24 protein-coding genes and 1 pseudogene are annotated in these 22,529 nt (G+C 69.8%); 12 read left to right on the top strand and 13 right to left on the bottom strand.

Annotated features, from left to right (window positions below; all coding sequences use genetic code 11):
• Positions 1-14: 14 nt before the first annotated feature.
• A pseudogene (locus OOK40_RS24430) lies at positions 15-137 on the bottom strand (IS630 family transposase); the annotation flags it as partial.
• Positions 138-250: 113 nt separating this feature from the next.
• Between OOK40_RS24430 and OOK40_RS24425 the strand changes: the two are divergent.
• The 3 genes from OOK40_RS24425 to OOK40_RS24415 all read left to right on the top strand — a co-directional run bounded on the left by OOK40_RS24425 (position 251) and on the right by OOK40_RS24415 (position 1,936).
• Positions 251-595 carry a hypothetical protein gene (locus OOK40_RS24425; protein WP_266485760.1) on the top strand — a complete coding sequence of 115 codons (345 nt, stop codon included), beginning with the start codon at positions 251-253 and terminating at the stop codon, positions 593-595.
• 645 nt (positions 596-1,240) lie between these two features.
• Entirely contained in the window at positions 1,241-1,408 is a 168-nt protein-coding gene (locus OOK40_RS24420) for a hypothetical protein (RefSeq protein ID WP_266485757.1), read from the top strand.
• 57 nt (positions 1,409-1,465) lie between these two features.
• Positions 1,466-1,936: a GNAT family N-acetyltransferase gene (locus tag OOK40_RS24415; protein ID WP_266485754.1), complete on the top strand. Its 471-nt coding sequence runs from the start codon at positions 1,466-1,468 to the stop codon at positions 1,934-1,936.
• 181 nt (positions 1,937-2,117) lie between these two features.
• On the opposite strand, the gene OOK40_RS24410 is transcribed toward OOK40_RS24415, so the two are convergent.
• Positions 2,118-2,813 (bottom strand): TetR/AcrR family transcriptional regulator, encoded by a 696-nt coding sequence (locus tag OOK40_RS24410; RefSeq protein ID WP_266485751.1) that lies wholly within the window; start codon positions 2,811-2,813, stop codon positions 2,118-2,120.
• Between the two features lie 90 nt (positions 2,814-2,903).
• Here OOK40_RS24410 and OOK40_RS24405 point away from each other — a divergent pair, with 90 nt between their 5' ends.
• Complete coding sequence (locus OOK40_RS24405) at positions 2,904-4,040, top strand: NAD(P)/FAD-dependent oxidoreductase (protein WP_266485748.1); 1,137 nt, start codon at positions 2,904-2,906, stop codon at positions 4,038-4,040.
• 256 nt (positions 4,041-4,296) lie between these two features.
• Here OOK40_RS24405 and OOK40_RS24400 read toward each other — a convergent pair whose 3' ends face one another.
• On the bottom strand, positions 4,297-4,683 hold the full coding sequence (locus OOK40_RS24400) for a VOC family protein (protein ID WP_266485745.1): 387 nt from the start codon (positions 4,681-4,683) through the stop codon (positions 4,297-4,299).
• 296 nt (positions 4,684-4,979) lie between these two features.
• Between OOK40_RS24400 and OOK40_RS35320 the strand changes: the two genes are divergently transcribed.
• Positions 4,980-6,635, top strand: coding sequence for a LuxR C-terminal-related transcriptional regulator (locus OOK40_RS35320; protein WP_323136103.1), 1,656 nt, complete (start codon positions 4,980-4,982; stop codon positions 6,633-6,635).
• A gap of 72 nt (positions 6,636-6,707) precedes the next feature.
• Complete coding sequence (locus OOK40_RS24390; RefSeq protein WP_266485737.1) at positions 6,708-7,064, top strand: hypothetical protein; 357 nt, start codon at positions 6,708-6,710, stop codon at positions 7,062-7,064.
• A 49-nt stretch (positions 7,065-7,113) separates the two neighbouring features.
• On the opposite strand, the gene OOK40_RS24385 is transcribed toward OOK40_RS24390, so the two are convergent.
• From OOK40_RS24385 to OOK40_RS24365, 5 genes are all read right to left on the bottom strand, one after another.
• Complete coding sequence (locus OOK40_RS24385) at positions 7,114-7,764, bottom strand: HAD family phosphatase (protein ID WP_266485735.1); 651 nt, start codon at positions 7,762-7,764, stop codon at positions 7,114-7,116.
• Between the two features lie 114 nt (positions 7,765-7,878).
• Positions 7,879-9,426 (bottom strand): diguanylate cyclase, encoded by a 1,548-nt coding sequence (locus OOK40_RS24380; protein WP_266485733.1) that lies wholly within the window; start codon positions 9,424-9,426, stop codon positions 7,879-7,881.
• A 606-nt stretch (positions 9,427-10,032) separates the two neighbouring features.
• Positions 10,033-10,320, bottom strand: a complete 288-nt coding sequence (locus OOK40_RS24375; RefSeq protein WP_266485731.1) for a hypothetical protein — start codon at positions 10,318-10,320, stop codon at positions 10,033-10,035.
• Complete coding sequence (locus OOK40_RS24370) at positions 10,317-10,898, bottom strand: SigE family RNA polymerase sigma factor (protein WP_266485728.1); 582 nt, start codon at positions 10,896-10,898, stop codon at positions 10,317-10,319. The genes OOK40_RS24375 and OOK40_RS24370 overlap by 4 nt, the downstream gene beginning before the upstream one ends.
• A 23-nt stretch (positions 10,899-10,921) precedes the next feature.
• Positions 10,922-12,493 (bottom strand): sodium:solute symporter, encoded by a 1,572-nt coding sequence (locus OOK40_RS24365; RefSeq protein ID WP_266485726.1) that lies wholly within the window; start codon positions 12,491-12,493, stop codon positions 10,922-10,924.
• A gap of 172 nt (positions 12,494-12,665) precedes the next feature.
• On the opposite strand from OOK40_RS24365, the gene OOK40_RS24360 reads away from it, so the two are divergent.
• The 5 genes from OOK40_RS24360 to OOK40_RS24340 all read left to right on the top strand — a co-directional run bounded on the left by OOK40_RS24360 (position 12,666) and on the right by OOK40_RS24340 (position 17,173).
• Complete coding sequence (locus OOK40_RS24360) at positions 12,666-12,896, top strand: DUF3311 domain-containing protein (protein ID WP_266485724.1); 231 nt, start codon at positions 12,666-12,668, stop codon at positions 12,894-12,896.
• Between the two features lie 63 nt (positions 12,897-12,959).
• On the top strand, positions 12,960-15,080 hold the full coding sequence (locus OOK40_RS24355) for a carbon starvation CstA family protein (RefSeq protein WP_323136102.1): 2,121 nt from the start codon (positions 12,960-12,962) through the stop codon (positions 15,078-15,080).
• Positions 15,077-15,265 carry a YbdD/YjiX family protein gene (locus tag OOK40_RS24350; RefSeq protein ID WP_266485722.1) on the top strand — a complete coding sequence of 63 codons (189 nt, stop codon included), beginning with the start codon at positions 15,077-15,079 and terminating at the stop codon, positions 15,263-15,265. Before OOK40_RS24355 ends, OOK40_RS24350 begins: the two co-directional genes overlap by 4 nt.
• Positions 15,266-15,430: 165 nt before the next feature.
• A complete protein-coding gene (locus OOK40_RS24345; protein WP_266485720.1) occupies positions 15,431-16,369 on the top strand; it encodes a glycoside hydrolase family 16 protein in 939 nt (312 codons plus the stop codon).
• 120 nt (positions 16,370-16,489) lie between these two features.
• Positions 16,490-17,173: a CPBP family intramembrane glutamic endopeptidase gene (locus OOK40_RS24340; RefSeq protein WP_266485719.1), complete on the top strand. Its 684-nt coding sequence runs from the start codon at positions 16,490-16,492 to the stop codon at positions 17,171-17,173.
• 13 nt (positions 17,174-17,186) lie between these two features.
• Here the strand turns inward: OOK40_RS24340 and OOK40_RS24335 are convergent, their stop codons facing one another.
• From OOK40_RS24335 to OOK40_RS24320, 4 genes are all read right to left on the bottom strand, one after another.
• Positions 17,187-17,420: an Lrp/AsnC family transcriptional regulator gene (locus tag OOK40_RS24335; RefSeq protein WP_266485718.1), complete on the bottom strand. Its 234-nt coding sequence runs from the start codon at positions 17,418-17,420 to the stop codon at positions 17,187-17,189.
• A gap of 117 nt (positions 17,421-17,537) precedes the next feature.
• Positions 17,538-18,623 (bottom strand): hypothetical protein, encoded by a 1,086-nt coding sequence (locus tag OOK40_RS24330; protein WP_266485717.1) that lies wholly within the window; start codon positions 18,621-18,623, stop codon positions 17,538-17,540.
• Positions 18,620-19,267, bottom strand: a complete 648-nt coding sequence (locus OOK40_RS24325) for an NAD(P)H-binding protein (protein WP_266485716.1) — start codon at positions 19,265-19,267, stop codon at positions 18,620-18,622. The genes OOK40_RS24330 and OOK40_RS24325 overlap by 4 nt, the downstream gene beginning before the upstream one ends.
• Positions 19,268-19,269: 2 nt before the next feature.
• Positions 19,270-20,220 carry a zinc-binding dehydrogenase gene (locus OOK40_RS24320; RefSeq protein ID WP_266485715.1) on the bottom strand — a complete coding sequence of 317 codons (951 nt, stop codon included), beginning with the start codon at positions 20,218-20,220 and terminating at the stop codon, positions 19,270-19,272.
• A gap of 147 nt (positions 20,221-20,367) precedes the next feature.
• Between OOK40_RS24320 and OOK40_RS24315 the strand changes: the two genes are divergently transcribed.
• Positions 20,368-21,297 carry a LysR substrate-binding domain-containing protein gene (locus tag OOK40_RS24315; RefSeq protein WP_266485713.1) on the top strand — a complete coding sequence of 310 codons (930 nt, stop codon included), beginning with the start codon at positions 20,368-20,370 and terminating at the stop codon, positions 21,295-21,297.
• 171 nt (positions 21,298-21,468) lie between these two features.
• Here OOK40_RS24315 and OOK40_RS24310 read toward each other — a convergent pair whose 3' ends face one another.
• Positions 21,469-22,509, bottom strand: a complete 1,041-nt coding sequence (locus tag OOK40_RS24310) for a ketoacyl-ACP synthase III (protein WP_323136101.1) — start codon at positions 22,507-22,509, stop codon at positions 21,469-21,471.
• Between the last annotated feature and the right edge of the window lie 20 nt (positions 22,510-22,529).

The following is a 22,529-nucleotide window of genomic DNA, read 5'->3' as shown; positions in this document are numbered from 1 at the left end:
GTCGAGGATCAGTTGTCCAGCTTGGCCAGGAACTTCTTGAACTCGACGGCCCGGTGCCGCCGGCACAGGGAGCCGATGACCTTGCCGGTGGCGACCTCCAGGGCGGCGAACAGAGCGTTGGTGCCGGCGCGGACGTGCAACCTGGGGCTACGTATACCCCGTCGGCACCGTTGCTCATGGCTCCCAGACCTACAACCCCGTGACCGGCCTGTGGTGTCTGACTGCCGCCGGATGCGACTACGAGCCCGGCATGAAGATCATCGTCCAGACGGCCAACGGCGCCACCTTCAGCCCAGTCGGGGCCACCGCCCCGATCTCGCCCGTCTTCGGGGATCCTGTCGGCACGTGCACCATCATCAACCCCCAGCTCGTCGGCTGCACCATCACCGAATCCGGCCATGTGCCGAATGGCAGCGACACCGGTCACGGTCTGATCGCCCCCGACTTCAACACCGGCATCACCCTCACCGTCCCGAAGAGCACGCCCTCCGGCGCCCTCGTCGTCCAGGATCACTGGTACGACCCCTCCGGAATGGCGGGCGACAACCCAGCCGACAACGAAGCCAACTTCTATGTGCACGGCAAAGGCAAGTGACCTACGGCGCGTTGACCCTCGCCAGGTCGAGGCCGAGCCGGTCGAGCTGCTCGCGCCGCTGCTCGATCGAGGTGCTGGCGAGTCCCACCCCCAGCGCGACCTCTTGAGTGAGGTCGTGAGCGGTGTGGGCCCGCCCCTTCGTTATCCCCCGGGCCGGATGCCGTAGAGCTGTTCGAGAACCGGCCGGGACAGGCGGTGCAGATTCGGGGGCTCGGTGATGAGGATCCGGGAAATCCCTCAGGCATGCTCCTGTTCCCCACTTCGGTGCGCGTGCATTGACGGGGCACTCAAGGGCGGGTGAGGGAGCCGGTCGGCCCTCACCCCGCCAGCATCAGTCCGTAAGTGCCCGCAGGAGGCGATGCTCCTCCTGCTCGCTGAGCCCTTTCCTCGGCGACCACGACATCGACGGAGAGACTCACGTAGGGCTTGTCGAGGTGTTGGGTGGGCGCCGCCCGCACCCGCCGGGGGACCGAACGTGATGGCACGGGACGGACGGGTGCCGGATCGCGACGGGGGAGGCGCGACCCGGCACCCAGCTTCGAGCCTACGCCGCCGACATCGCACTGGCGGGGCGAAGTGCTAGTTCAATACGCAAGGGCCGTCACCTGGCGTCGGCGGCGGCCAGCACGCCTGCACAGGTCGTAAGTGATCTCCAAGCCCCGCCATACGCAGGCGAGCGCCCACGCCGACAGGTTCACGCGTATGTGGAGTGTCGTGCTGCCCGGCAAACTCGGCAGGCAGTTCGACCGGCTCGACCTGCGCTGCGCAATCCCCGTGCTGGGCAGCCCGGTTGAGCAGTGCAGTGGGCGTTGACGGCACTGCCCTCGAACCAGCTAGCCGTAAGACCCCTATCGACTATAGGGTTATTACATGTCAGGTATAGAGCAGGCAGTGCAGGACGACGTCGCTGAGCTCGTACGCCTGCGGGCGTTGCTGTTTGAGACCCTCGGCGGCGACTTCTTCAACCCCTCATCAACAGGTGACGACTGGCGGGAGCCTCTTGCCGCCGTGCTGAAGGAACAGGTGAACGCGGACGCCGCGCGGATCCTCGTTGTACGCGGCGACAACGGACTCGCCGCCTGCGGCATCGGCACCATCGAACAACGGCTGCCCGGCCCGCACCTGCGCAACGGCCGGATCGGACACGTGATCGGCGTGGTCACCGATCCGGCGTACCGACGGCGCGGCCACAGCCGCGTAATCATGCAAGGCTTGCTCGACTGGTTCCGGCAACGTGAGGTCGCCCGAGTGGACTTGTACGCCTCTCCCGACGGTGAGCCGCTCTACCGTGCACTCGGCTTCGCCGACCATCCAGACCCCTCGCTGTACTGGCGCCCGTGACAGGCACCCTGCCGCACCGGGCAACCGGCGTCTCGTCGCCGGGCTGGCAGTGGCCCTTCCACTCGTACGTGAGCGCCGGTGTTACGGCACGTAATTCCCCACCATCGGCGGCACTTTCCCCAGCTTGCTCCTGGCGATGTGCCTGTCCATGAGCCAGGGTCCCGAGGCTGCGCGAGGCTGGCTACGACGGCGCCGGGTCAGTCGGCCATTGACGGGCGGTGATTCCGGTGAGGATCAGGTCGATGCCGGCGAGGAACTCTGCTCGGTCGTCGTGATCGCGTAGTTGGTCTGCGACGTTTCGGGTGAACGCGTACTCGTCAGGATCGAGGTTTGCCCATGCGGCCGAGGCGGTGTCGAGGAACTCGCTCCGGTTCGTGTCCGGTTGGTGTCCGCGGGCATTGGCGGCGTTCTGTCCGCCCACTCCGAGGATGTAGTTCAGTAGCACGGACGCGGCGGTGAACTGGGCTGCGTGGGGTACCCCGAGCGCTTGGACCTGGCGTCCGATGTGTTCGAAGACCCGCAGCATCGGTGACTGCGACGGGGCGCGGGCGAGTTGCGTGCCGATCCACGGGTGGGCGTCGATCGCGTCGAACACGCCGAGTGCCAGGGCGCGGATCGCTTCCTGCGGCGTTGTATCGGCGGTGCCGGCGGTCATAGTGCCGGCGACGACGGCGTCGGTGGCGGCATGGAGAAGTTCGTCCTTGCCCGTGACATGCCAGTAGATCGCACCGGGCCCCGTGGCGAGGCGCCCGGCCAGTGCGCGGAACGTGAGTCCGCCCTCTCCAGCCGTGTCGAGAAGCCCGATCGCGGTCTCGACGATGCGCTCGCGGGAGAGCGGTTCCTCTCGTCGCTCTGGACGACGCGTCCTGGTTGCCATGCATGCATCCTGACACACGCCTGGAACACTGTTCCAGAGACGACCTGCCGGGTGCCCACCCGGCAGGCGTGCGACACATAAGGAATCACCATGACCACTGACGTCACGATCATCGGCGCAGGGCTCGGAGGACTGACCCTCGCCCGCGTCCTCCACGTCCACGGCATCCCGGCGACGATCTACGAGGCCGAGACCTCGCCGACCGCCCGCGCCCAGGGCGGCATGCTCGACATCCACGACTACAACGGGCAGCTCGCCCTCGACGCGGCAGGCCTCTTCGAGGAGTTCCTCGGCCTCATCCACCAGGGCGCCGAGGCGTCGCGGGTGCTCGACAAGCACGGAACCGTGCTCCTCGACGAACCCGACGACGGCACCGGCGGGCGTCCGGAGGTCCACCGCGGCTCCCTACGGCAGATTCTGCTCGACTCGCTGCCGGCCGACACGATCAAATGGGGGCACAAGGCCACTGCGGTCCGGCCTCTCGGGGGCGGCCGGCACGAAGTGACGTTCGCGGACGGGGCGACCGTGGAGACCGGTCTCCTGGTCGGCGCGGACGGTGCGTGGTCGCGGATCCGTCCGCTGCTGTCCGACGCAGAACCCGAGTACGTCGGCACGTCCTTCATCGAGACCTACCTGTTCGACGGCGACACCCGCCACCCGTCCAGCGCACAGACGGTCGGCCGCGGCGCGCTCCACGCACTCGCCCCCGGCAGGGGGATCCTCGCCCACCGGGAGACCGACGGCACCCTGCACACCTACGTGGCGCTCAACAAGCCGCAGGAGTGGATTGCCTCCATCGACTTCACCGACGCCGACGCGGCCACCGCCCGCGTCGCCGAGGAGTTCCACGGCTGGGCCCCAGAACTCACCGCGCTGATCACCGACGGCGAAACCGCTCCAGTCCCGCGCACCATCAACGCCCTGCCGATCGAACACCGCTGGGACCGCGTGCCCGGCGTGACGCTGCTGGGCGACGCCGCCCACCTGATGTCCCCGTTCGCCGGCGAGGGCGCCAACCTCGCCATGTACGACGGCGCCGAACTCGGCAAGGCTCTCGCGACGCACCCCGACGACACCGAGGCCGCGCTCACCGCGTACGAGGAAGCCCTCTTCCCGCGCAGCGCAGCCGCCGCCACCGAGGCCTCCCGCAACCACAAGCTGTGCTTCGACGACAACGCCCCGCACAGCCTCGTCGACCTCTTCACCAACTACGCGCAGGCCGGGTGAACTTCGACCGCCCCAGCAATCCCGCAGAAGCCTCTACCGGCGCCCGTCGCCTCTAGGTTCTGTCCGGCCGATCTTGCCGGGCTCGCGTGCCCTGGCACGCACATCTGCCGCGTTGTCGTCAGTCGCCGACGCTCCGCGTCGGCTCCCTCCTCCGCCTTGCAGCTGCACGCACCAGACCCCGCTCACTGATCCGGCCCGATCGACCGGACAGAACCTAGTCGCGGCCTGGGCGTCCAGACCCTCACCCCCACCACCATCAGCGGCAGCGGTCCGCGAGGACGCAGAACTCGTTCCCCTCCGGGTCGGCAAGTACGACCCAGCTCTCATCACCCTGGCCGACGTCGGCGCGTCGAGCACCTAGGTCGAGCAGGCGACGGACCTCTTCGTCCTGCTCCCTGTCGGTTGGGTTGATGTCGAGGTGGAGCCTGTTCTTGACGGTCTTGCCCTCAGGCACGTGCGCGAATGTCAACGTCGGTGGCACTGGGCCAAGGTGGTTCTTGCCTGCAGGCGCCATAGGGGAGCCAATTGTGACTATTCCGTCGCCTTCGTCCTGCACCTCGTAGTCAAGGACCGAGCACCAGAACCGGGCGAGACCGTTGGGATCGGCACAGTCGATCGCAAGCTCGGTGAACTTACTGGCCATATCAGGAACTCCAGGTCAAGTAGCGGGTCCGCCAAAGGCCACACGCTCATCGCCGTGTTCGACGGCGAGGTGAACCGCGCGTGATTGCCGTCGCCGATGGTGGCGCGGTAGAGATGTTCGTACTTCAGCGTGCCGAAGAACCACTCGACTCCGCCATTGGTTTGTGGGCTCCTCCCCCGTGTGCGGACGGGAATCCTCGTACTGAGCGCCGAGGCAAGGTAGGCGCGGTTGGCGCGCGACGAGCCGGCGGCCGGACAGCGGGCGACAGCGCGGGTCGGCGGGTCGATAATCGACATGTGCCGGATCCCGACGTCCTGCTGGAGCAGGGTCGCGCGTGCGCGCAGCGCGAGGCGTGGCTCGAGGCGTACGACGCGCTGAATCGCGCCCGTGCCGCGCGGGAGCCGGCCGCCGCAGACCTCGAGACGCTCGCCCGCGCGGCGTACATGCTGGGGCGCGACGCGGAATACGTGGCCGCGCTCGAGGCGGCGCACCGAGCCCATCTCGAGGCCGGGCGCGCCCCCTCGGCGGCCCGGGCCGCGTTCTGGATCGGGCACAGTCTGCTGTTCCGCGGGCAGGGTGCGCGCGCGGCAGGCTGGTTCGACCTGGGCCGGCGGCTTGTCGACGACGCGGGCGAGGACTGTGTGGAGCGCGGCTACCTGCTGATCCCCGTCTGGCTGCGGCAGATGGGGAAGGGGGACTGGGAGGACGGGTTCGCCACCGCCGCCGAGGCGGTGGCCATCGGCGACCGCTTCGGCGACGCGGACCTCGCCTGGCTGGCGAGGGACGACCAAGCCCGGGCGTTGGTCAAGCAGGGCAGGACGGAGGAGGGCCTCGGTCTCGCCGGTGAGGTCCTCGTGGTCGTCACCTCGGGGGCGCTCTCCCCAGTGGTGAGCGGCATCGTCTACTGCAACACGATCGACTTCTGCCACGACGCCCACGAGATCCGGCACACACGCGAGTGGACCGACGCGCTCACGGCCTGGTGCGCGGCCCGCCCGCAGATGGTCGCCCACAACGGCCTGTGTCTGGTGCACCGCGCGGAGATGCTCCAACTGGAAGGCGCCTGGGACGACGCGGCACGCGAGGCCGGCGAGGCCGCGGAGCGGTTCACCGACGGGATGCTCAACCGGATCGCGACCGGGAAGGCGCACTACCGGCAGGGGGAGATCCACCGCCTCCGCGGAGACGTCGACGCGGCCGAAGCGTGCTACCGCACGGCCAGCGGGCTGGGCTGCGACCCGCTGCCCGGGCTGGCCCTGCTCAACCTCGTCCAGGGCCGGGTCGACGCCGCGGCTGCGGCGATCCGGCGAGGCCTGGTCGAGCAGGTGGAGCCGCTGCAGCAGGCGGCCCTCCTCCCGGCGTACGTCGAGATCATGCTGGCGCTGGGCGACCTCGACGCGGCACGCGCGGCCTGCGAGCAGTTCGAGCTGATCCTCAGGCGCCATCGCACCGAGGCCCTTGTTGCCGCCCATGCCCATGCCCGCGCGTCGCTCGATCTCGCCCGTGACGAGGTCGAGCCGGCACTGCGGGGCGCCCGCCGGGCGTTCGAGGGCTGGGCCGACCTCGGGGCGCCGTACGACGCGGCGCGGGCAAGAGTGCTGGTGGGCCGGGCCTGCCGGGCCCTCGGTGACGAGGAGTCGGCCGCGCTGGAGCTGGAGTCCGCGAGGACGGCCTTCGCCGGGCTGGGTGCGGCGCCCGACCTGGCAGCCGTCAAGGCGCTCGGCACCCCGCCTCGGGACCGGCACGGCCTGTCTGCGCGGGAAGTCGAGGTGCTGGGGCTGCTGGCGGGCGGGCTCAGCAACAAGGAGATCGGCGAGCGGCTCGTGATCAGCGAGCACACCGTGGCCCGGCACCTCCAGAACATCTTCGCCAAGCTCGACGTGGGGTCGCGGACCGCGGCGAGCGCGTTTGCGTTCGAACACGGCCTGGTCCGCGCCGGTGGTCGGTCCTGACCACGGGTCGCGTCACCGAATGGTGGGTTCGAGCGATGCCGGACCCCGCGCCGTCTCCGTAGCGTCAAGGCCATGACCGGCTCCGCCCGGGGCCGCAGGACGAAGGAGGCCGAGATGTACGTCGTGGCCAAGCATGCGATCCAGGACCCCCGCACCGCCTTCCCGCGTGGAGAGCGGCTGCAGACCGGGGACGGCGCTCCCGAGGGGGTCCGGGTCCTGCAGTTCTACCCCAGCACGGACGCCTCGCAGGTGGTGTGCCTGTGGGAGTCGCCTTCCTTGGCGACGGTCCAGGAGTACGTCGACGCGGCCCTGGGCGACTCGAGCACCAACACGTTCTTCGAGGTCGCGGCCGAGCCGGCGTTCAGCGAGCGGCCGCTCGGCCTGGCTACGGTGCCGATGAGGCATCGTCGCGAGGCCGCATCCCAGTGACCCAGAACATGACACCGACCTGTCCCTTGTCTGTGCAGACAAGGGACAGTCACTGTTCGGCGACGAGACTGGGCAGTTTGCGCATGTCGTGGAACACGACAGTGTCGGCGCCTTCGAGCCGCTCGGCCGGGGTCAGTCCGCCGGCATAGCCGAAGGCCCGCATGCCGGCGGCGCGGGCCGCCTCAACGCCGGGCCGGCTGTCCTCGACCACCACACACGCTGCTGGGTCCACGCCCATGTGCTGTGCGGCATACAGGAACAAGTCAGGGGCCGGCTTGCCGCGGGCGACTTCGGTGGCACTGTAGATGCGGCCCGCGAAGCGTTCGTAGAGGCCGGTGCGGCCCAGGGTGTGGCGCATCTTCTCGTGGGAGCCGCTGGAGGCGACGCAGGTCGGCAGGGTGATCGCGTCGAGTGCCTCGGGCAATCCCTCGACGGGGGACAACCCGGCATCCACTGCCTCACGGTGGAGTTGTTCGAACCTCTCCCACCAGATTGCCGCCGTCTCATGGCCGAGCCTGGCTGAGACTTGCTCGTGGATGGAGGCGCTGGAGCGCCCGATGAACCGGTTGATGACTTCGTCCTCGGTGAGCGGCCAGCCCAGCTCCGCTCCCAAGGCGACCTGGACACGTGCAGCGATGCGTTCGCTGTCGACCAGCACCCCGTCGCAGTCGAATATCACGAGTTCAATCGGCTTGATCATCCCCGCAGCATAGGTGCCTGCTCGGTCAGGCGGCCTCGATATTCTCGGGGCGCTCGACGAGCCGGCCGCGTCCGACGCGGGCTCCGGCGCGGACGAGCGGGACGAGGTGGGCGCCTACATTCTCGTGATGGCGGGAAGCGAGGTCTCGCAGTGGATGTAGCGCGGCTCCGGGCGGTGGATGCGGATGCGGCCCTTTCCGGCGGCCTTGGCCTCGTACATGGCCAGGTCGGCGTTGTGCAGGAGTTCGTCGGGCGTGATCCCCGGAGTGGCTACGGCGATTCCGATGGAAGCCGAGACCGCAGCATCAGTGCCGCCGATGCCGTACGGCTTCGCCAGGGCGGAGAGGATCCGCTCCGCAACTTCCCTGGTCCGGAAATGGCATGCTCCCGCCTCCCCTTCCAGCAGTGCGGCGAACTCGTCGCCACCCAGACGGGCGGCCGTGTCTTCAGCACGTACCGATGCCTGGAGCCGACGGGCAGCCTGAACGAGCACGGCGTCTCCTGCGGCGTGTCCGGCCGAGTCGTTGACTGCCTTGAAACCGTCCAGGTCCAAGAGGAGCAGCGCGGGTGGGGTCGTGGCCGTGGTCCTCTTCCGTAGTGCGTGCGTGACTCTGTCGGCGAACAACGCTCGGTTGGGCAGGCCGGTCAGCGCGTCATGGAATGCCAGGTGCTCGAGCTGTGCCTGCACCGCTGCCCGCTCGGTCACATCACGGCTGTTGAAGATCAGCCCGTCGGAGTGGTGGCTGATCGTCGACTCGACGTGGCGCCATCGCCCGTCAGCGGCCCGAACCCGACAGGACACGTAGCTGCCCGGGCCGCGGGCACCCGACTCGGCTTCCTGGCGCAGTGTCTCGACGGCTTGCATCAGCTGGTCCAGGTCGTCGGGGTGGGTGTACAGCGGCAGGCGGGCGCCTACGAGATCCTCGGGCCGGTATCCGAAAACCTGGCGGACGGCCGGACTGATGTAGAGCACGCGACCCTCCAGACTGACGATGGTGATCACGTCGCTCGACCCGTCGACCAGCGTGCGGTAATGGGCTTCACGTGCCGCGGCCTCTCGCGTGATACGCAGATGGTCGGCGTGGGTGACGCCTTGTCGGATGCCGAGCCCGAGAAGCACAGAACCTGCCAGGACGACCATCACGACATCGGTGTGGCCGCCGGCAAGGGTGTGCGCCGCCATGGCCAGCACGCAGACGACCACGGGCACAAAGGCCGCCACTACCCCGACGACTGGCATCTCCCGCTGGTCGACCCCCACGACGCTGGCACCGCCCGGCAGCCACGGCGCGGCGGCGACGAGGAACAGTCCGGTCATCGAGCATGTCGCCGCGAGAGGCATCCCCCACCAGATGCCAGGCGCGGTCAAGAGGATGCGCAGCATGTCGCTCGTCGCCAGGAGGACGAGGGCCACGGTCGACACGGTGACCGATGTGCGCTCCCCCCTTCTCAGGCCGAAGCGCAGGGCGACCAGGAGTCCCAGGACGAGGATGTCCGTCACGACGCGGGCGAGATCCAACAGCGACCCCGACACATCACCGCCTTGGTCGGCGCGATGCATGAGCAGCACCCAGCTCAGCGTGAGCAGCGATCCTGCGATCATCCATCCGTCCAGGAGCCGCCGTAACCAGACCAGGGTCGTGCCGCCGTCCGCGGCTGCCACCACCAGTCCGGCGACACCCAGCCCAAGACAAACGGTGAGCCCCGCAACTGCTAGCAGCTCAACGACAGAAGAGAGAACAGAAGAGCGTCTTGGAGACGAAGCGAGCTGCCCCAGCAGCAGGTGGTGAAGACCACCCCCGGCCACCGAAGCAGCGAGCAGCATCATGCGAGGACGCACCCTGTCCGGCGCCGTTCGGGTACGGGCGAGCAGAGAGCAGACAGCCACCGCGTGCGCTGCCGGCACGCCGATGCCTGCCCCCAGTGACGCGGCCGCCGTCACACCCACTCCTCCTGCGGCGGTGACCGCAGACCCGATGCACAGCGCCTTGCCCACCCCTGCCACCTGCAGTCGGCCGCCAGAGGTGGCGTGAATCGAACCACCCCGGCCGGCCCCTCCCTGCATCATGCGAACCCCCGCGGGTGATCGAGCTCAGAAGGGCAGACACAAGCTCCCTGGACAGCTCCGTGGTCTACATCAAGTGCGATAAGAGGGTAGAGGGATCTATGCCCGAGTCGTATGACCGCGAGGGGGTTTCACCTGAAATAACGACAGCTTCTGTGCGCCGATGACGTCGGCGTCGTGGAGCTGGTAAGCACGACCCGGAGTTCAGCGACCGTGTGGGGGTGCGGAGGCAACCGGGCTACGGGCACCGTTGAAGATCGCGCCCGAGCCGGAAGGCGTCTGGTTGAGTACCCAGAGACCGATCAGTACGGCGAGGGCGAAGACGACCGTGATGAGGACCGCCAGGACCAGGCGGCGCCTGCGTTCGCGGCGGAGCCAGTCGCCACGGGCGGTCCGATAGGCGTCGGGGGCGGGCCGCACCTGGTGGGCGAGGGCCTCGAGAGTCTCGCGGAGCTGCTTCTCAGTGCCGGGGGCACCCGGGGTGGTGCTCATCGCCGTGTCTCCATCGCCTGGGTGAGAGCGGCGAGGCCGCGCGCGGTATGGGTCTTGACCGATCCTGCCGAAATACCCATCGCGTCAGCGATCTCACTTTCTTTCAGGCCCAGCCAGTGCCGCAGCACGAGGGCTTCGCGCTGCCGGGCGGGCAGTTGCTGGAGGGCGTCGACCAACACCCGCTGGTCGTCACGGAGCAGGGCCGAATTCTCGGCCGAGGCGACCGGGTCGGCCGGCGGTGCCTCGGCGTGCCGGCGCGCCACCTGGAGATGACGTATCCGCATCCGGGTGAGATTGCAGACGGTGGAGCGCAAATACGCCTCCGCTGATTCGGCGTCGCGCAGTTTCCGCCACCTCCGGTAGATCTGGTAGAACGCCTCGGCCACGATGTTCTCGGGATCGTCGGCGCCCAGCAGCGCGGCGAGTCGGAGCATCGAGGTGTAGTGAAGGTCGAAGAGCCGGGCTACGGCCGCCTCCCGCTCCGCTTCCGCGGTTCCGGCGGGCTCGGCCGTACTTGCCGCTGCCACGCCTGCCGGCCCGGCCACCTGCGGCGGTGGTGACGGGATGCTGGCGGTCACGGGCCGGACTGTCCGTCTTATGCTCATGCCTTGCTCGCTCCAGTCTCGGGACGGTGCCTGACTGTCAGCCGACGTGGCAGCGCGGTGGAGTCCGCGCCCCGGGGTGTGCCGATCCGGTCCAGTACCGCCGTGCCGGCCAGCGAGACGGCCAGGTTGAGGATCAGAGCGGCCAGCCCCGCGTAGATCTCCACCGGATGACCGGAGATGCCGGGCAGGCCGAGCGGTACGACAGGCGAGAAGCCCTCCCGTACGACCATGACCGTGCCGAACAGCATCCCGGCGGCCCACCCCGCGAGCAGCGCCCGGTGGTGCAGCCGGCGGGTGAACAGCCCGATGGCCACCGCGGGGAAGATCTGGAGGATCCAGACACCGCCGAGGAGCTGGAGGTTGATGGCGTCCTGGTCCCGCAGCCCGAAGACGAACGCGACAGCTCCCGCCTTGGCCGTGAGGGAGACCGCCTTGGCGATCCGTACTTGACGCTTGGGCGTGGCGGTGGGGTGGAAATACTCGGTGTACACATTGCGCACGAACGAGGTCGCGGCCGCGATCGACATGACTGCGGCCGGGACAAGCGCACCCACGGTGATCGCGCCGAAGACCAGACCCGCCAGCGGCCCCGGCATCAGGCGGTCCACCAGGATGGGGACCGCGGCCTCGGCGCCACCCTCGGGGGTCTCGACGCCCGAGGCGAGCGCCGCGATGCCGAGCAGCCCGAACAGTGCGAGGACCGCGGTCCAGGCGGGCAGGGCAACGGCGACCCGGCGCAGCACGCGGGGGCTGGAGGCGGCGAAGGCTGCGGTGAGGACATGCGGGTACATCAGCAGGGCGAGCGCCGAGCCCAGGGCCAGGGTGGCGAAGGCGGGCTGCTGGTCCGGTGAGAGGACGAGGGAGGCGTGGCCGGCGTCCGGGCCGGAGAGCCGGCGGGCGGCCTGGTCGAAGATGGCACCGGGGCCGCCGAGACGGGCCAGGACGAGCCAGCTGACGGCGAGTACCGAGCAGAAGACCGCCACGCCCTTGAGCGCCGCTATGACGGTGGGCGCGCGCAGACCGTGCCGGTAGGTGGCGACCGCGAGACCGGCGAAGATCGCGGCCATTGCCAGGTCGCCGGTGGCCGCACTCGGGTAGAGCCCGCCCGCGGTGAGTACGGCGCGGATGCCCAGGAGCTGCAGGGCGAGGTAGGGCATGGTGGCGAGGATGCCGGTGAGTGCGACCACCAGGGCCAGCGGGCCCGAACCGTAGCGCCCGCGGACGAAGTCGGCGGCCGTGACGTAGCCGTGGTCCCGTGCCACGCTCCACATCCGGGGCAGCAGTACGAAGGCGAGCGGGCAGACGATCACGGTGTAGGGGAGGGCGAAGAAGGCGGGTGCCCCGTTGCCGTACACCAGGCCGGGTACGGCGGCGAAGGTGTACGCGGTGAAGATGGTGCCGCCGAGCAGCAGCCAGGTCCAGACGGTGCCGAGGCTACGGTCGGCCAGCGCCCAGCCTTCCAAGGAGGGCAGATTGTCGTTGGCGTGCAGGCGGCGCGCGGTGACGGCAAGCAGCGACGCACCGCCGATGACGGCGAGGAACGCCGCGACCATGGGACCTTCGGTCATCGGTCACCGTCCTTGGTGTCCTGGGAGTGCGCGAGCCCTGTCGCATACGAGTTGCGCGTAGGGCCGGCTGCGATGACAGGAAAACCAGGGAAATCTCTCTGAAATCTTCTGTCAACCGAATCACGGACGCCGGCAACTCTTGCACAGACCGACAGGAATGAGGAGGTCACCCGTGGTACGGATCCCGCTCCCCCGCCACCACCACGCCTGGCGGCGGGCAGCGGCCGGCGTCTGCCTCGTCGCTCCCGTCATTGCCCTGCTGTGGGTGCCCTGGTACGCGCAGGACCGGCCGCAGCTGGCCGGGGTGCCGTTCTTCTACTGGTACCAGCTCGCCTGGGTGCCGGTGTGCAGCCTCGCCCTGCTCGCGGCGTATCTGCTGACCCGGCGTCCGCCCAAGCCCTGACCCGTTCCCACTTCTCCTTCACCTTCGCCCTTCACCCCTGACCCGCCGAGCCGAGGATCCTCCATGCCAAAAAACGTCCAAGTGCGTCCGAAATCGATTGTTTTGTGGACTTTCGTTGCCCTGCTCGGCGCCTTCGCCTGGGGCATGGTGGCCCTGGCCCGGGGCGAGGAGATCTCCGCCGTATGGCTGGTGGTCGCGGCCCTCGGGTCGTATGCCATCGCGTACCGCTTCTACTCACGCTTCATCGCCCGGCGCGTGCTGAAGCTCGACGACACTCGAGCCACGCCCGCCGAGCGGCTCGAGGACGGGGTCGACTTCCAGCCGACCGATCGCCGAGTCCTGCTGGGACATCACTTCGCGGCGATCGCAGGGGCCGGGCCGCTTGTCGGGCCGGTGCTGGCGGCACAGATGGGGTATCTGCCGGGGACCATCTGGATCGTCGTCGGGGTGATCTTCGCCGGGGCGGTGCAGGACATGGTGGTGCTGTTCCTGTCCATGCGCCGGGACGGCAAGTCGCTCGGCCAGATGGCCCGTGAGGAGATCGGCAAGGTGGGCGGGGCCGCGGCGCTGATCGCGGTCTTCGTCATCATGATCATCCTGCTGGGTGTGCTGGCACTGGTCGTCGTCAATGCCCTCGCCCACTCCCCGTGGGGGACCTTCTCGGTCGCCATGACCATCCCCATTGCCCTCTTCATGGGCTTCTATCTGCAATACCTGCGCCCGGGACGGGTGACCGAGACGAGCCTGATCGGTGTCGCACTGCTGCTCCTCGCCATCGTCGGCGGCGGCTGGGTGGAGAACTCCTCACTCGCCGACGCCTTCACCTGGAGCCCGACGACTCTCGTCTTCTGCCTGGCCGGCTATGGATTCGTCGCCTCCGTTCTGCCGGTGTGGATGCTGCTCGCGCCGCGCGACTACCTCTCCACCTTCATGAAGATCGGCACCATCGCGCTGCTCGCGGTCGGCGTACTGGTGGCCGCACCCAAGCTGCAGGCCGAGGCGGTCAGCGACTTCGCCACCTCGGGCACCGGACCGGTCTTCGCCGGCTCCCTCTTCCCGTTCCTGTTCATCACCATCGCCTGCGGCGCACTGTCCGGCTTCCACTCCCTGGTCGCTTCCGGGACCACCCCGAAGCTGATCCAGAAGGAGTCGCAGGTACGGATGATCGGCTACGGCGCGATGCTGATGGAGTCGTTCGTCGCCGTCATGGCCCTGATCGCCGCTTCCGTCCTCGACCCGGGGCTGTACTACGCGATGAACGCCCCCGCGGGGATGCTCGGCACCACCGTCGAATCCGCCTCCCAGGCGGTCGCCGGCCTCGGCTTCACGATCACACCCGATCAACTGACCGCCGCCGCGAAGGCGGTGGAGGAACAGACGCTGATCGCCCGCTCAGGCGGGGCGCCCACACTGGCGGTCGGCATGTCGGAGATCTTCTCCGGGGTCTTCGGCGGGGCCGCACTGAAGGCCTTCTGGTACCACTTCGCGATCATGTTCGAGGCGCTGTTCATCCTCACCACGGTCGACGCGGGCACCCGAGTGGGCCGCTTCATGCTCCAGGACATGCTCGGCAACGTCTACAAGCCGATCGGCCGCGTCAACTGGAAGCCTGGCATCTGGATCACCAGCGCACTGGTCGTGACCGCCTGGGGCTACTTCCTCTACACCGGCGCCACCGACCCGCTGGGCGGAATCAACCAGCTCTTCCCGCTCTTCGGCATCGCCAACCAGCTGCTCGCCGCAGTAGCCCTCACCGTCTGCACCACCGTCCTGGTCAAGTCCGGACGGCTGCGCTGGGCCTGGGTCACCGCCGTCCCGCTGGCCTGGGTGGTCGCCGTCACCTTCACCGCCGGCTGGCAGAAGATCTTCTCCGACGACCCGCGCGTCGGCTTCTTCTCCCAACGGCACAAGTACGCCGACGGAATCGACGCGGGCACCGTGCTTCCTCCCGCCAAGACCATGGACGACATGCACACCGTGGTCACCAACTCCACCGTCGACGGCGTCCTCATCGCCGTCTTCCTCCTGCTGGTCGTGACCGTGATCGCCAACGCGGCCGTGGTGTGCGCCCGCGCCCTGCACTCGCCCGCCCAGCTGCCCACCACGGAAGCGCCGTACGTCGCCTCACAGCTCGAGGTACCGGTGCCGGGGCCCCGCAAGGAGCTCGCCGGAGTCCGCGAATGACGCTCCGTCACGTGCTGGACGAACTGCGCTGGTACGTACGGGAGTTCACCGGCGAGGCCGCGTACGACCGCTACTGCGAACGACACCGCCGCAACCACCCCGACGCCCCTGTCCCCACCCGCCCGGAGTACGAGAAGCTACGCGTCGCGCACCGAGAGGCCCACCCGAGCAGCCGCTGCTGCTGACCGACCCGGGGTGCCGCGCCGTTGCCAGGTCGCGGCACCCCACTCCTCTTGGCTGGACTGTCCGGGCGCGCCAAGCACCAACCGAACATCACCGCACATAAGGTGCGGAAGCATGGATGTCGGATCTGGGATCGGTCGCCACCACGGCGCGGGAAGCGGGACTCGATGAAGCTGCCGCTGCTCAAGGGCCGCACACGCCGTGCGGTGGCCGTCGCGCTGGCTGCCTGCTGCGCGAGCCTTGCACCGGTGAACGCAGGTGCCCCGGCGTCTGCCACACACGTGTGGAGGCTGGAGTTGGCCGACGACTTCGAGGGGGCAGCAGGCAGTCTGCCCGACGCCGACAAGTGGATCATCGATCTCGGCACCGGATACCCCGGCGGTCCACCCCAGTGGGGCACCGGCGAGGTCCAGACCTACACCGCGGACCCGGCCAACCTCAGCCGCGACGGCAACGGCAACCTGCGGATCACACCGCTGCGGGACCGTGCCGGGCGATGGACCTCCGGACGTATCGAAACCCGCCGCAGCGACTTCCAGCCTCCCGCCGGCGGAAGACTGCGCATCCAGGCCCGCATCCAACTCCCCGCCGTCACCGGCCCCGCCGCCGAAGGCTACTGGCCCGCCCTGTGGACCATGGGCGCCCCCTTCCGCACGGGCCAGGCACCCTCACCCACCGCCGGCGAGTTCGACATCATGGAGAACGTGAACGGCCTCAACCGGATCTGGGGCGTCATGCACTGCGGCACCCCCACCGGCGGCCCGTGCAACGAAAGCACCGGCATCGCCGCCACCACCAGCTGCCCCCGCACACGCTGCACCGGCCACTTCCACACGTACACCCTCGACTGGGACCGCACCACCCAGCCCGAGAGGCTGAGCTGGTACGTCGACGGCAGGCAATACCACACCGTCGGCTCGGCACAGGTGGACGAGGCCGCCTGGAGCGCTGCCACGGGCCACGGGCACTTCATCCTCCTCAACCTGGCCATCGGCGGCGGCTTCCCCAACGCTCTCGCCGGGAAGAGCACACCCACCCCGAGGACCCGCCCCGGCAGTCCCATGCTCATCGACCACGTCACCGTTCTCACCAGCGGCACAGCCTGACGAACCTCGCGTACGGATCCTGCCGTGCCGTGTTGCCGGCGCCACGGAGCCCGGCCATGAGAACGCTGCCCGGCGCGTTGCTTGGGGACCGCCACCGGGATTGGCGATCCTGGTACGACGATGCGGATCACTCTGGTCATCGCGATTCTCGCTGCCGTGCAGGTGTGGGGAAACCAGCTGGCGGCCACTTGGTACGTCCCCCTCTGCGCCGCCACGACCGCGGTTCTCCTGCTGATCGCCCGGTGGGACGGCCTCACCTGGGCGGACCTGGGACTCGGCGCCGCTTCCGCCCGCCGGGGACTGCGCTGGGGACTGGTCCTCGTCGGAGCCGTCCTGGTGATCTATCTGCTGGGTCTGGCCATGCCGTTCACCCGGGATGCCTTCCTGGACGAACGTGCAGCGGGGCTGAGCGCGGAACAGCTGGTCTTCCGCGTGCTGGTCCGCGTACCGCTCGGCACCGTGCTGCTCGAGGAGATCGCGTTCCGGGGAGTGCTCTGGGCCATGGTCGAGCGGCGGCGGGGAACCACCTGGGCCACCGCCACCTCCTCGGTGCTCTTCGGGCTCTGGCACGTGCAGCCCGCGCGGGGGCTCACGCGCGCGAACGCGGCCGCAGAGACGGTCTTCGGCACCAGCAGTACCGGCGTCGCCCTGTCCGTGGCGGCGGTGGTCCTTGGCACCGCCATCGCCGGGGTCTTCTTCTGCGAACTCCGCCGCCGTTCCGGCAGCCTCATCCCGCCCGTCGCGCTGCACTGCGCCCTCAACAGCGCGGGCTATGCGCTCGCCTGGGCGGTCGCCCGCTGGTGAGGCGGGCGACTGGCTAGAGCTCGACCACGGGACAGGTAAGGGTGCGGGAGATGCCTTCGACCTGCTGGATCCGGGCGATCACCAGGCGGCCCAGGTCATCCACGGTCTCCCCCTCGGCCTGTGCGATCACGTCGTACGGGCCGGCCACCGCCTTGGCTCGCAGCACGCCGGGGATGGCTGACACCGCCGCGGCAACATCACGTGCCGTGCCCGCTCGGGTCTGGATCAAGATGTAGGCCTCGACCATGACGAACCTCCCTGCGCCTCGCAGCAGGTACTCCCGCGGGGCGGGCGCCGCGGCGCTGTGCCCTCGCGGTCAAGGCCAGTGTGCGCCGTCGTGCCACGCGTGACCAAGGGGCCGGGTTCAGGGCGTGCCTGGGGCCGGTGCCGAGAGATAGGGAAATGACCTCGTGCCGCGCGGCGGAACGGCGAAGGTCGCACGGCTGCGGACCTCGATGAAGCCGTTGATGCCGTTGCGGCGCCGGACTCCGACCGCCCGGTGGTGTGACGGTGCGTCCGCAGCGTTCATCACCGCGCGGGTCGCGTGGAAGTCCTCCATCGTGCGCTGCAGGGAAACGAAGTGCGTGCCGGGTGAGCCGTGGTCGAGGGTGGCGAAGTCCCTGCGGTTGATACGGGCGCGGCCGTTCAGTCGGGCCCGTCCAGTGGCCTGGGCGTGGCCGACGAGTCCGTGGGACGCGGCCGCGGCGGGCAGGTCGTCCGCGTCGCTCCGCGCATCGTCCACCAGCTTCCCGGCGGCTTCGGCGCTGACACGGGGGGAGAACATGTGCGCGCTGCGGGTGTCCGCGTCCTGCTCGTACCAGCTGTCGAGGTCGAGCGTCAGATAGCTCACGTGCATCGTCGTCCCACCGGCGAGCGGCCCTTCGGTGATGGTGATGCTGTCCTCGTCGGCCTGGTTGCCGCGCAGACCCGAGTGGAAGCCAAGCATCAGCGGCGCGCTCCGAGGCAGGCCCGCGCCGGGCAGGCGCCGGGCCGGCAGGCCACGGCCCACGAATCCGGTGCGTACCTCGCGCAGCTGCAACCGGGTGCGCTGGTCGAGGGGGCCCGCCCCGAAGAGCCGGCGGCTGATGTCGGCCAGCAACTCCTCGTCGTCGCCGGCGAGATGAAGACAGGCATCGATCTCTTCGAGGACGGGATTCTCCCAACGGGCCATGGGCAGCGGCCGCCCCACCGGGGAGCGGCGCAGCGAGGTGTGCCGCTCGAACCAGCCGGGTCCCCAGGCCAGAGCGGTGAGCAGCCCGTCCGGGCCGTACGGGAACTCCGCCTCTAGAGTCCGGAGCGCACCCTCCAGCCGGGCGGCGTCCTCCGGCGTCGGCGTACCCACGACGTCGAGCATCAGCAGCCGGTGGAACAGCGGTGCCAAGGGCCGGCCATCGGGATCCGTACGGAACGTCGACTCCCAGGCGTGCTGGGCTTCGGGGAGCGAGATCATGAGAGGTCCTCGGGGTCGGGGCACGGCTGGTCGTCCTTGTCCGAGCGGAGGCGGGCGAAAGCCGCGGCCCAGTCCGCGACCGGCTCCCCAGGCTCGTTGTAGAGGGCGAAGGTGGTGGAGCGGGCCGCAGGGATCTCGACCGCCGCCACGAGCGTGGCGGCAATGTCGGCACGGGCCACCATGCCGTCGGGCTTCGGGTGCTGGGTGAAGGTCAGCGCGTGAGAACCCGGGGGGTCGTCGGTGAACCAGGTGGGCCGCACGATCGTGTAGGGCAGGCCACCGGCGCGCAGCTCTTCCTCCGCGGCGACCCGGCCGGGCAGCAGCGCGTCGTCGATCCGGTTGAGGGGGTGGGCCCGCCCGTGGCCGACGGCGAAGGAGCTGAGGAGCACCAGATGGGGCGGTTCGCCGACGGGTGTGGCCGCGGCCATCAGGGTGCGTACGGCCTGGTGCGTGTGGCGCCAGGCGTTGCCGCGCCGCGGGATGAGGACGATCGCGTCCGCGCCGTCGAGTGCCCGGCCGACGGCGGGATCGTCCCCGAGATCGGTGAGTTCGACGACGCCATGGCCCCGCTCCCGGCCCGCGCGGGCGACCAACAGACCGGTGGACCCGCGATATCCCGATGCCGCGACCACGATCCGGGCCACGGTCACACGCCTTCGTCGACGATGAGCGCGGCCTTGCCTGCCACGCGGCGCTCCCGCAGAGCCTCCATCGCTTCCGGGAGACGCTCCCATGAGCCCGTCCAGCCCACGACAGGATCCATCTGCCCGGCGGCCATCAGCCGCAGCAGCACGGAGAGATCCCCGCCAACCGGTTCCCCGGAGCCGAACACCCAGAACGGGTGAAGTGTCTGACGGACATGCGGAACGAAGGAGGAGATCGTCAGAGCGGCCGGCAGCCGCGACGACGTGCCCAGCAGCACGATGTGCCCCAGCGGGGCGAGCAGTTTGAGCGCCGTCGTCAGCACCTCGCCGCCGACGGACTCGACGATGAAGTCGAACTCCCCTTTCAGGCTGCCGAGTTCATCGATGACCGTCCGGGCCCCGAGCGCCGCCACGTCCAGCGACCTGTGACTGCCGGTCAGTGCAGTCACCTCGGCACCCGCGGCCGCCGCGAGCTGGACCGCGAACGACCCGACGCCGCCGCTCGCGCCGGTGATCAGCACCCGCTGCCCCAACAGCGCACCGCCGCGGCGCAGCGCACGCAGAGCCGTCAGCCCGGCCACGCCCAGGGTCGCCGCCTGCGGCACCTTCACCGTGTCCGGCAGGGGCGCGATCCGGTCGGTGGGGACCGCCACGTACTCGGCCCAGGCGCCGAAGTCGACCATCGCCGCCACACGGGTCCCGGCCGCCGGACCACTTCCGTCGGCCGCGGCGCGGACCACAGTTCCCGCGAGGTCCTGGCCCGGGCGCCACCCCTCCTCACGCCGGGCGAACAGGCCCAGCTCCCCGCGGTTGACGGAGAAGGCCCCGACCCGTACCAGCACCTCCCCGGGCTCGGGTCTTGGCGCCGGTACCTGCCGGAGGTCGGGGCCTTCGGGCGTGCCGACGTAGGCGCGCATGGTCACGGGGTCAGCGGGGAGAGGGGTTGGATTCATGATGTTCACGCTAGGAGCGAGGGAGCGCCGGAGGGAAAGACCGGTGTGCTCTCGACTCATAGGCGACGCTTCTGAATCCCAACCCCGATTCCCGATGCCGATGCCGTCCCCGATTCCGGCGACTTCCGCGTGCCTATTCTGGTGGCGATGACACCTGAGGCGAGATTGCTCCGCTACTTCCTGGCCGTTGCCGAGGAATCCCATTTCACGCGGGCGGCCGAGCGGCTCCACATCGCGCAGCCCGCCCTGAGCGCGCAGATCCGTCAGCTCGAGGCCCAGCTCGGCGTGCGGCTGCTGGAGCGTACGACGCGCAGGGTGGAGCTGACTGACGCCGGACGGGCGGTCCAGGATCGTGGAGCCGCGGCGCTTGCAGCGCTCGACGAGGTCTGGGACGCCGCGCGGCGAGCGGGGCGCGGTGAGTTGGGCCGGCTGCGGCTCGCCTACAGCACGAGCACCGGCTACGGCACGGTCCCGCAGCTGGTCGAGGCCATGCGCGCCCGCCACCCCGAGGTACACGTGAGCGCCGAGCCGGTGCGTACGCCCGATATCGCGCGCGCGGTGCTCGACGGACGGGCGGACGCGGGCGTCGCGCGTACGCCCGAGCCGGTCGCAGGGGTTCGGCTGCGGCCGGTGCGCCGGGAGCGGCAGGGCGTGCTTGTCGCGGCCGGGCACCCGCTGACGGCCGGCGTGCCCGAGGGGGTGGAGCTCGCGGCCGTCGCGGAGTTCCCGGTGGTGGTGCATGCGCGGGAGGCGAATCCCGCGCACTACGACCAGGTGGTCGAGATGTTCCGCCGGGCCGGTGCGACGCCCCGGCTGATCGAGCGGTCGGTCGCGTTCGACCCCACACAGCGGGTGCTGCGCGACGGGCGCACGGTGGGTCTGGTGGGTGAGGGGATGGCGGACGGCTTGGCCGACTGGCTGCGCTGGGCACCGGTGGCCGGACCTGTTAACGATCTCGTGACTCAAATCGTCTTTCCGGAGGGCGAGTTGCCTCCCGTGACCGCGCGCTTCGAGGAAGTCGCGGCCGCTTTCGCCGAAACGGCGGGATGGCTCACCTCTGCGGGCGGGGCGGCCTGAACCGGATCCTCGGCGGCCATCCAGTGCCGCATCGCTTCCAGGAGTGCAGCGATGACGGCCGCCCTCTGCTTCTCGTCCGGCACGCGGGGTGCTCTCTCGTACAAAGTGACTTTTCCCTTCTGAGTCGGGCCGCCCGGTCCCGCCCCCGTGGGCGCTGGACCGGGCGGCCCCTCACACGGCGCCCCTGGGGGCGGGGATGAGGCCGGCGAGGGACTGCGCCGTCCCGTGCCGTGCGTGGCGCGTGGAGGCCCAGTCGACCAAGGACGCCCCCACGGACATGCCGCCACCGAAGGCAGCCAGCAGCACGCGGTCGCCGACGGCCAGCCGGCCCTGCCGGTGCGCCTCGTCGAGGGTGACGGGGACTGAGGCGGCGCCGGTGTTGCCGTACCGCTCCAGCGTCAGATGCAGCGCGGCTGATCCGAGCCCCAGGTCGGGCCAGACCTCCGCGAGCATCACCCCGTTGGCCTGATGCGGGACGAAGTGGTCGACGGCGTCGCCGGTGACCCCTGCGGTGGCGAGCAAGTCCTGTATGGCCGCAGGCAGTTGCTCCTGCACAAAACCACGCACCCCTCGCCCTTCCATCCGGAAGTAGTGGTCGCCTCCGGCGAGAGTCGACGGGGAAGCGGGGAGCCGGCTGCCGCCCGCCGTCACGCCGATGAGATGGTGCTGGTCACCCCGGGTGAGCAGGCTGGTCCTGATGACTCCCTGCCCTTGGTCGACCGGCCCGATGACCGCAGCGCCCGCACCGTCGCCGAAGAGGGCGGCGGTTCTGCGGTCGGAGTAGTCGAGGATGCGGGAGTAGATGTCTGCCCCCACGACCAGGCCGTATGTCGCGCGGTCGGCTGCCTGGAGCAGCCGCTGGGTGACGGTGAGTGCGTAAATGAAGCCGCTGCACACCGAGTTGAGGTCGAAGCCCGCCGCGTTCCGCGCGCCGAGCAGGTTCTGGACGATCCCGGCCGTCGCGGGCTGCGGCTGGTCCGGGGTCGAGGTGGCGACGACGATGTACGACAGGTCCGCCGGTCGCAGTCCGGCCTGGTCCAGCGCCCGCCTGGCCGCCTCGGCCGCCAGGTCCGAGGTGGCTTCCCCGGAGGCGGCCCGCCGGCGCTGACGGATTCCCGTCTTGCGGACGATCCATTCATCCGTCACCCCCGCACCCCGGGCGATCTCCTCGTTCCCCACGACGGTGGCAGGGAGGTAGGAGCCTGTGCTCACAATCCCGATCGGGCCGTACA

Origin of the sequence: Streptomyces sp. NBC_01481 (assembly GCF_026339995.1) — a bacterium.
In the GTDB taxonomy this organism is placed as follows: Bacteria; Actinomycetota; Actinomycetes; order Streptomycetales; family Streptomycetaceae; genus Streptomyces.
This window is presented reverse-complemented; position numbering and strand designations above follow the sequence as displayed.

What these genes read in the sequence shown, in the direction of transcription:
- OOK40_RS24385 (WP_266485735.1), bottom strand. Translation starts at nt 7,764, where the DNA reads ATGATCAAGCCGATTGAACTCGTGATATTCGACTGCGACGGGGTGCTG.
- OOK40_RS24350 (WP_266485722.1), top strand. Translation starts at nt 15,077, where the DNA reads ATGACGCTCCGTCACGTGCTGGACGAACTGCGCTGGTACGTACGGGAG.
- OOK40_RS24365 (WP_266485726.1), bottom strand. Translation starts at nt 12,493, where the DNA reads ATGACCGAAGGTCCCATGGTCGCGGCGTTCCTCGCCGTCATCGGCGGT.
- OOK40_RS24345 (WP_266485720.1), top strand. Translation starts at nt 15,431, where the DNA reads ATGAAGCTGCCGCTGCTCAAGGGCCGCACACGCCGTGCGGTGGCCGTC.
- OOK40_RS24375 (WP_266485731.1), bottom strand. Translation starts at nt 10,320, where the DNA reads ATGAGCACCACCCCGGGTGCCCCCGGCACTGAGAAGCAGCTCCGCGAG.
- OOK40_RS24390 (WP_266485737.1), top strand. Translation starts at nt 6,708, where the DNA reads ATGACCGGCTCCGCCCGGGGCCGCAGGACGAAGGAGGCCGAGATGTAC.
- OOK40_RS24315 (WP_266485713.1), top strand. Translation starts at nt 20,368, where the DNA reads ATGACACCTGAGGCGAGATTGCTCCGCTACTTCCTGGCCGTTGCCGAG.
- OOK40_RS24415 (WP_266485754.1), top strand. Translation starts at nt 1,466, where the DNA reads ATGTCAGGTATAGAGCAGGCAGTGCAGGACGACGTCGCTGAGCTCGTA.
- OOK40_RS24355 (WP_323136102.1), top strand. Translation starts at nt 12,960, where the DNA reads ATGCCAAAAAACGTCCAAGTGCGTCCGAAATCGATTGTTTTGTGGACT.
- OOK40_RS24400 (WP_266485745.1), bottom strand. Translation starts at nt 4,683, where the DNA reads ATGGCCAGTAAGTTCACCGAGCTTGCGATCGACTGTGCCGATCCCAAC.
- OOK40_RS24320 (WP_266485715.1), bottom strand. Translation starts at nt 20,220, where the DNA reads ATGAATCCAACCCCTCTCCCCGCTGACCCCGTGACCATGCGCGCCTAC.
- OOK40_RS24340 (WP_266485719.1), top strand. Translation starts at nt 16,490, where the DNA reads ATGCGGATCACTCTGGTCATCGCGATTCTCGCTGCCGTGCAGGTGTGG.
- OOK40_RS24335 (WP_266485718.1), bottom strand. Translation starts at nt 17,420, where the DNA reads ATGGTCGAGGCCTACATCTTGATCCAGACCCGAGCGGGCACGGCACGT.
- OOK40_RS24410 (WP_266485751.1), bottom strand. Translation starts at nt 2,813, where the DNA reads ATGGCAACCAGGACGCGTCGTCCAGAGCGACGAGAGGAACCGCTCTCC.
- OOK40_RS24405 (WP_266485748.1), top strand. Translation starts at nt 2,904, where the DNA reads ATGACCACTGACGTCACGATCATCGGCGCAGGGCTCGGAGGACTGACC.
- OOK40_RS24425 (WP_266485760.1), top strand. Translation starts at nt 251, where the DNA reads ATGAAGATCATCGTCCAGACGGCCAACGGCGCCACCTTCAGCCCAGTC.
- OOK40_RS24330 (WP_266485717.1), bottom strand. Translation starts at nt 18,623, where the DNA reads ATGATCTCGCTCCCCGAAGCCCAGCACGCCTGGGAGTCGACGTTCCGT.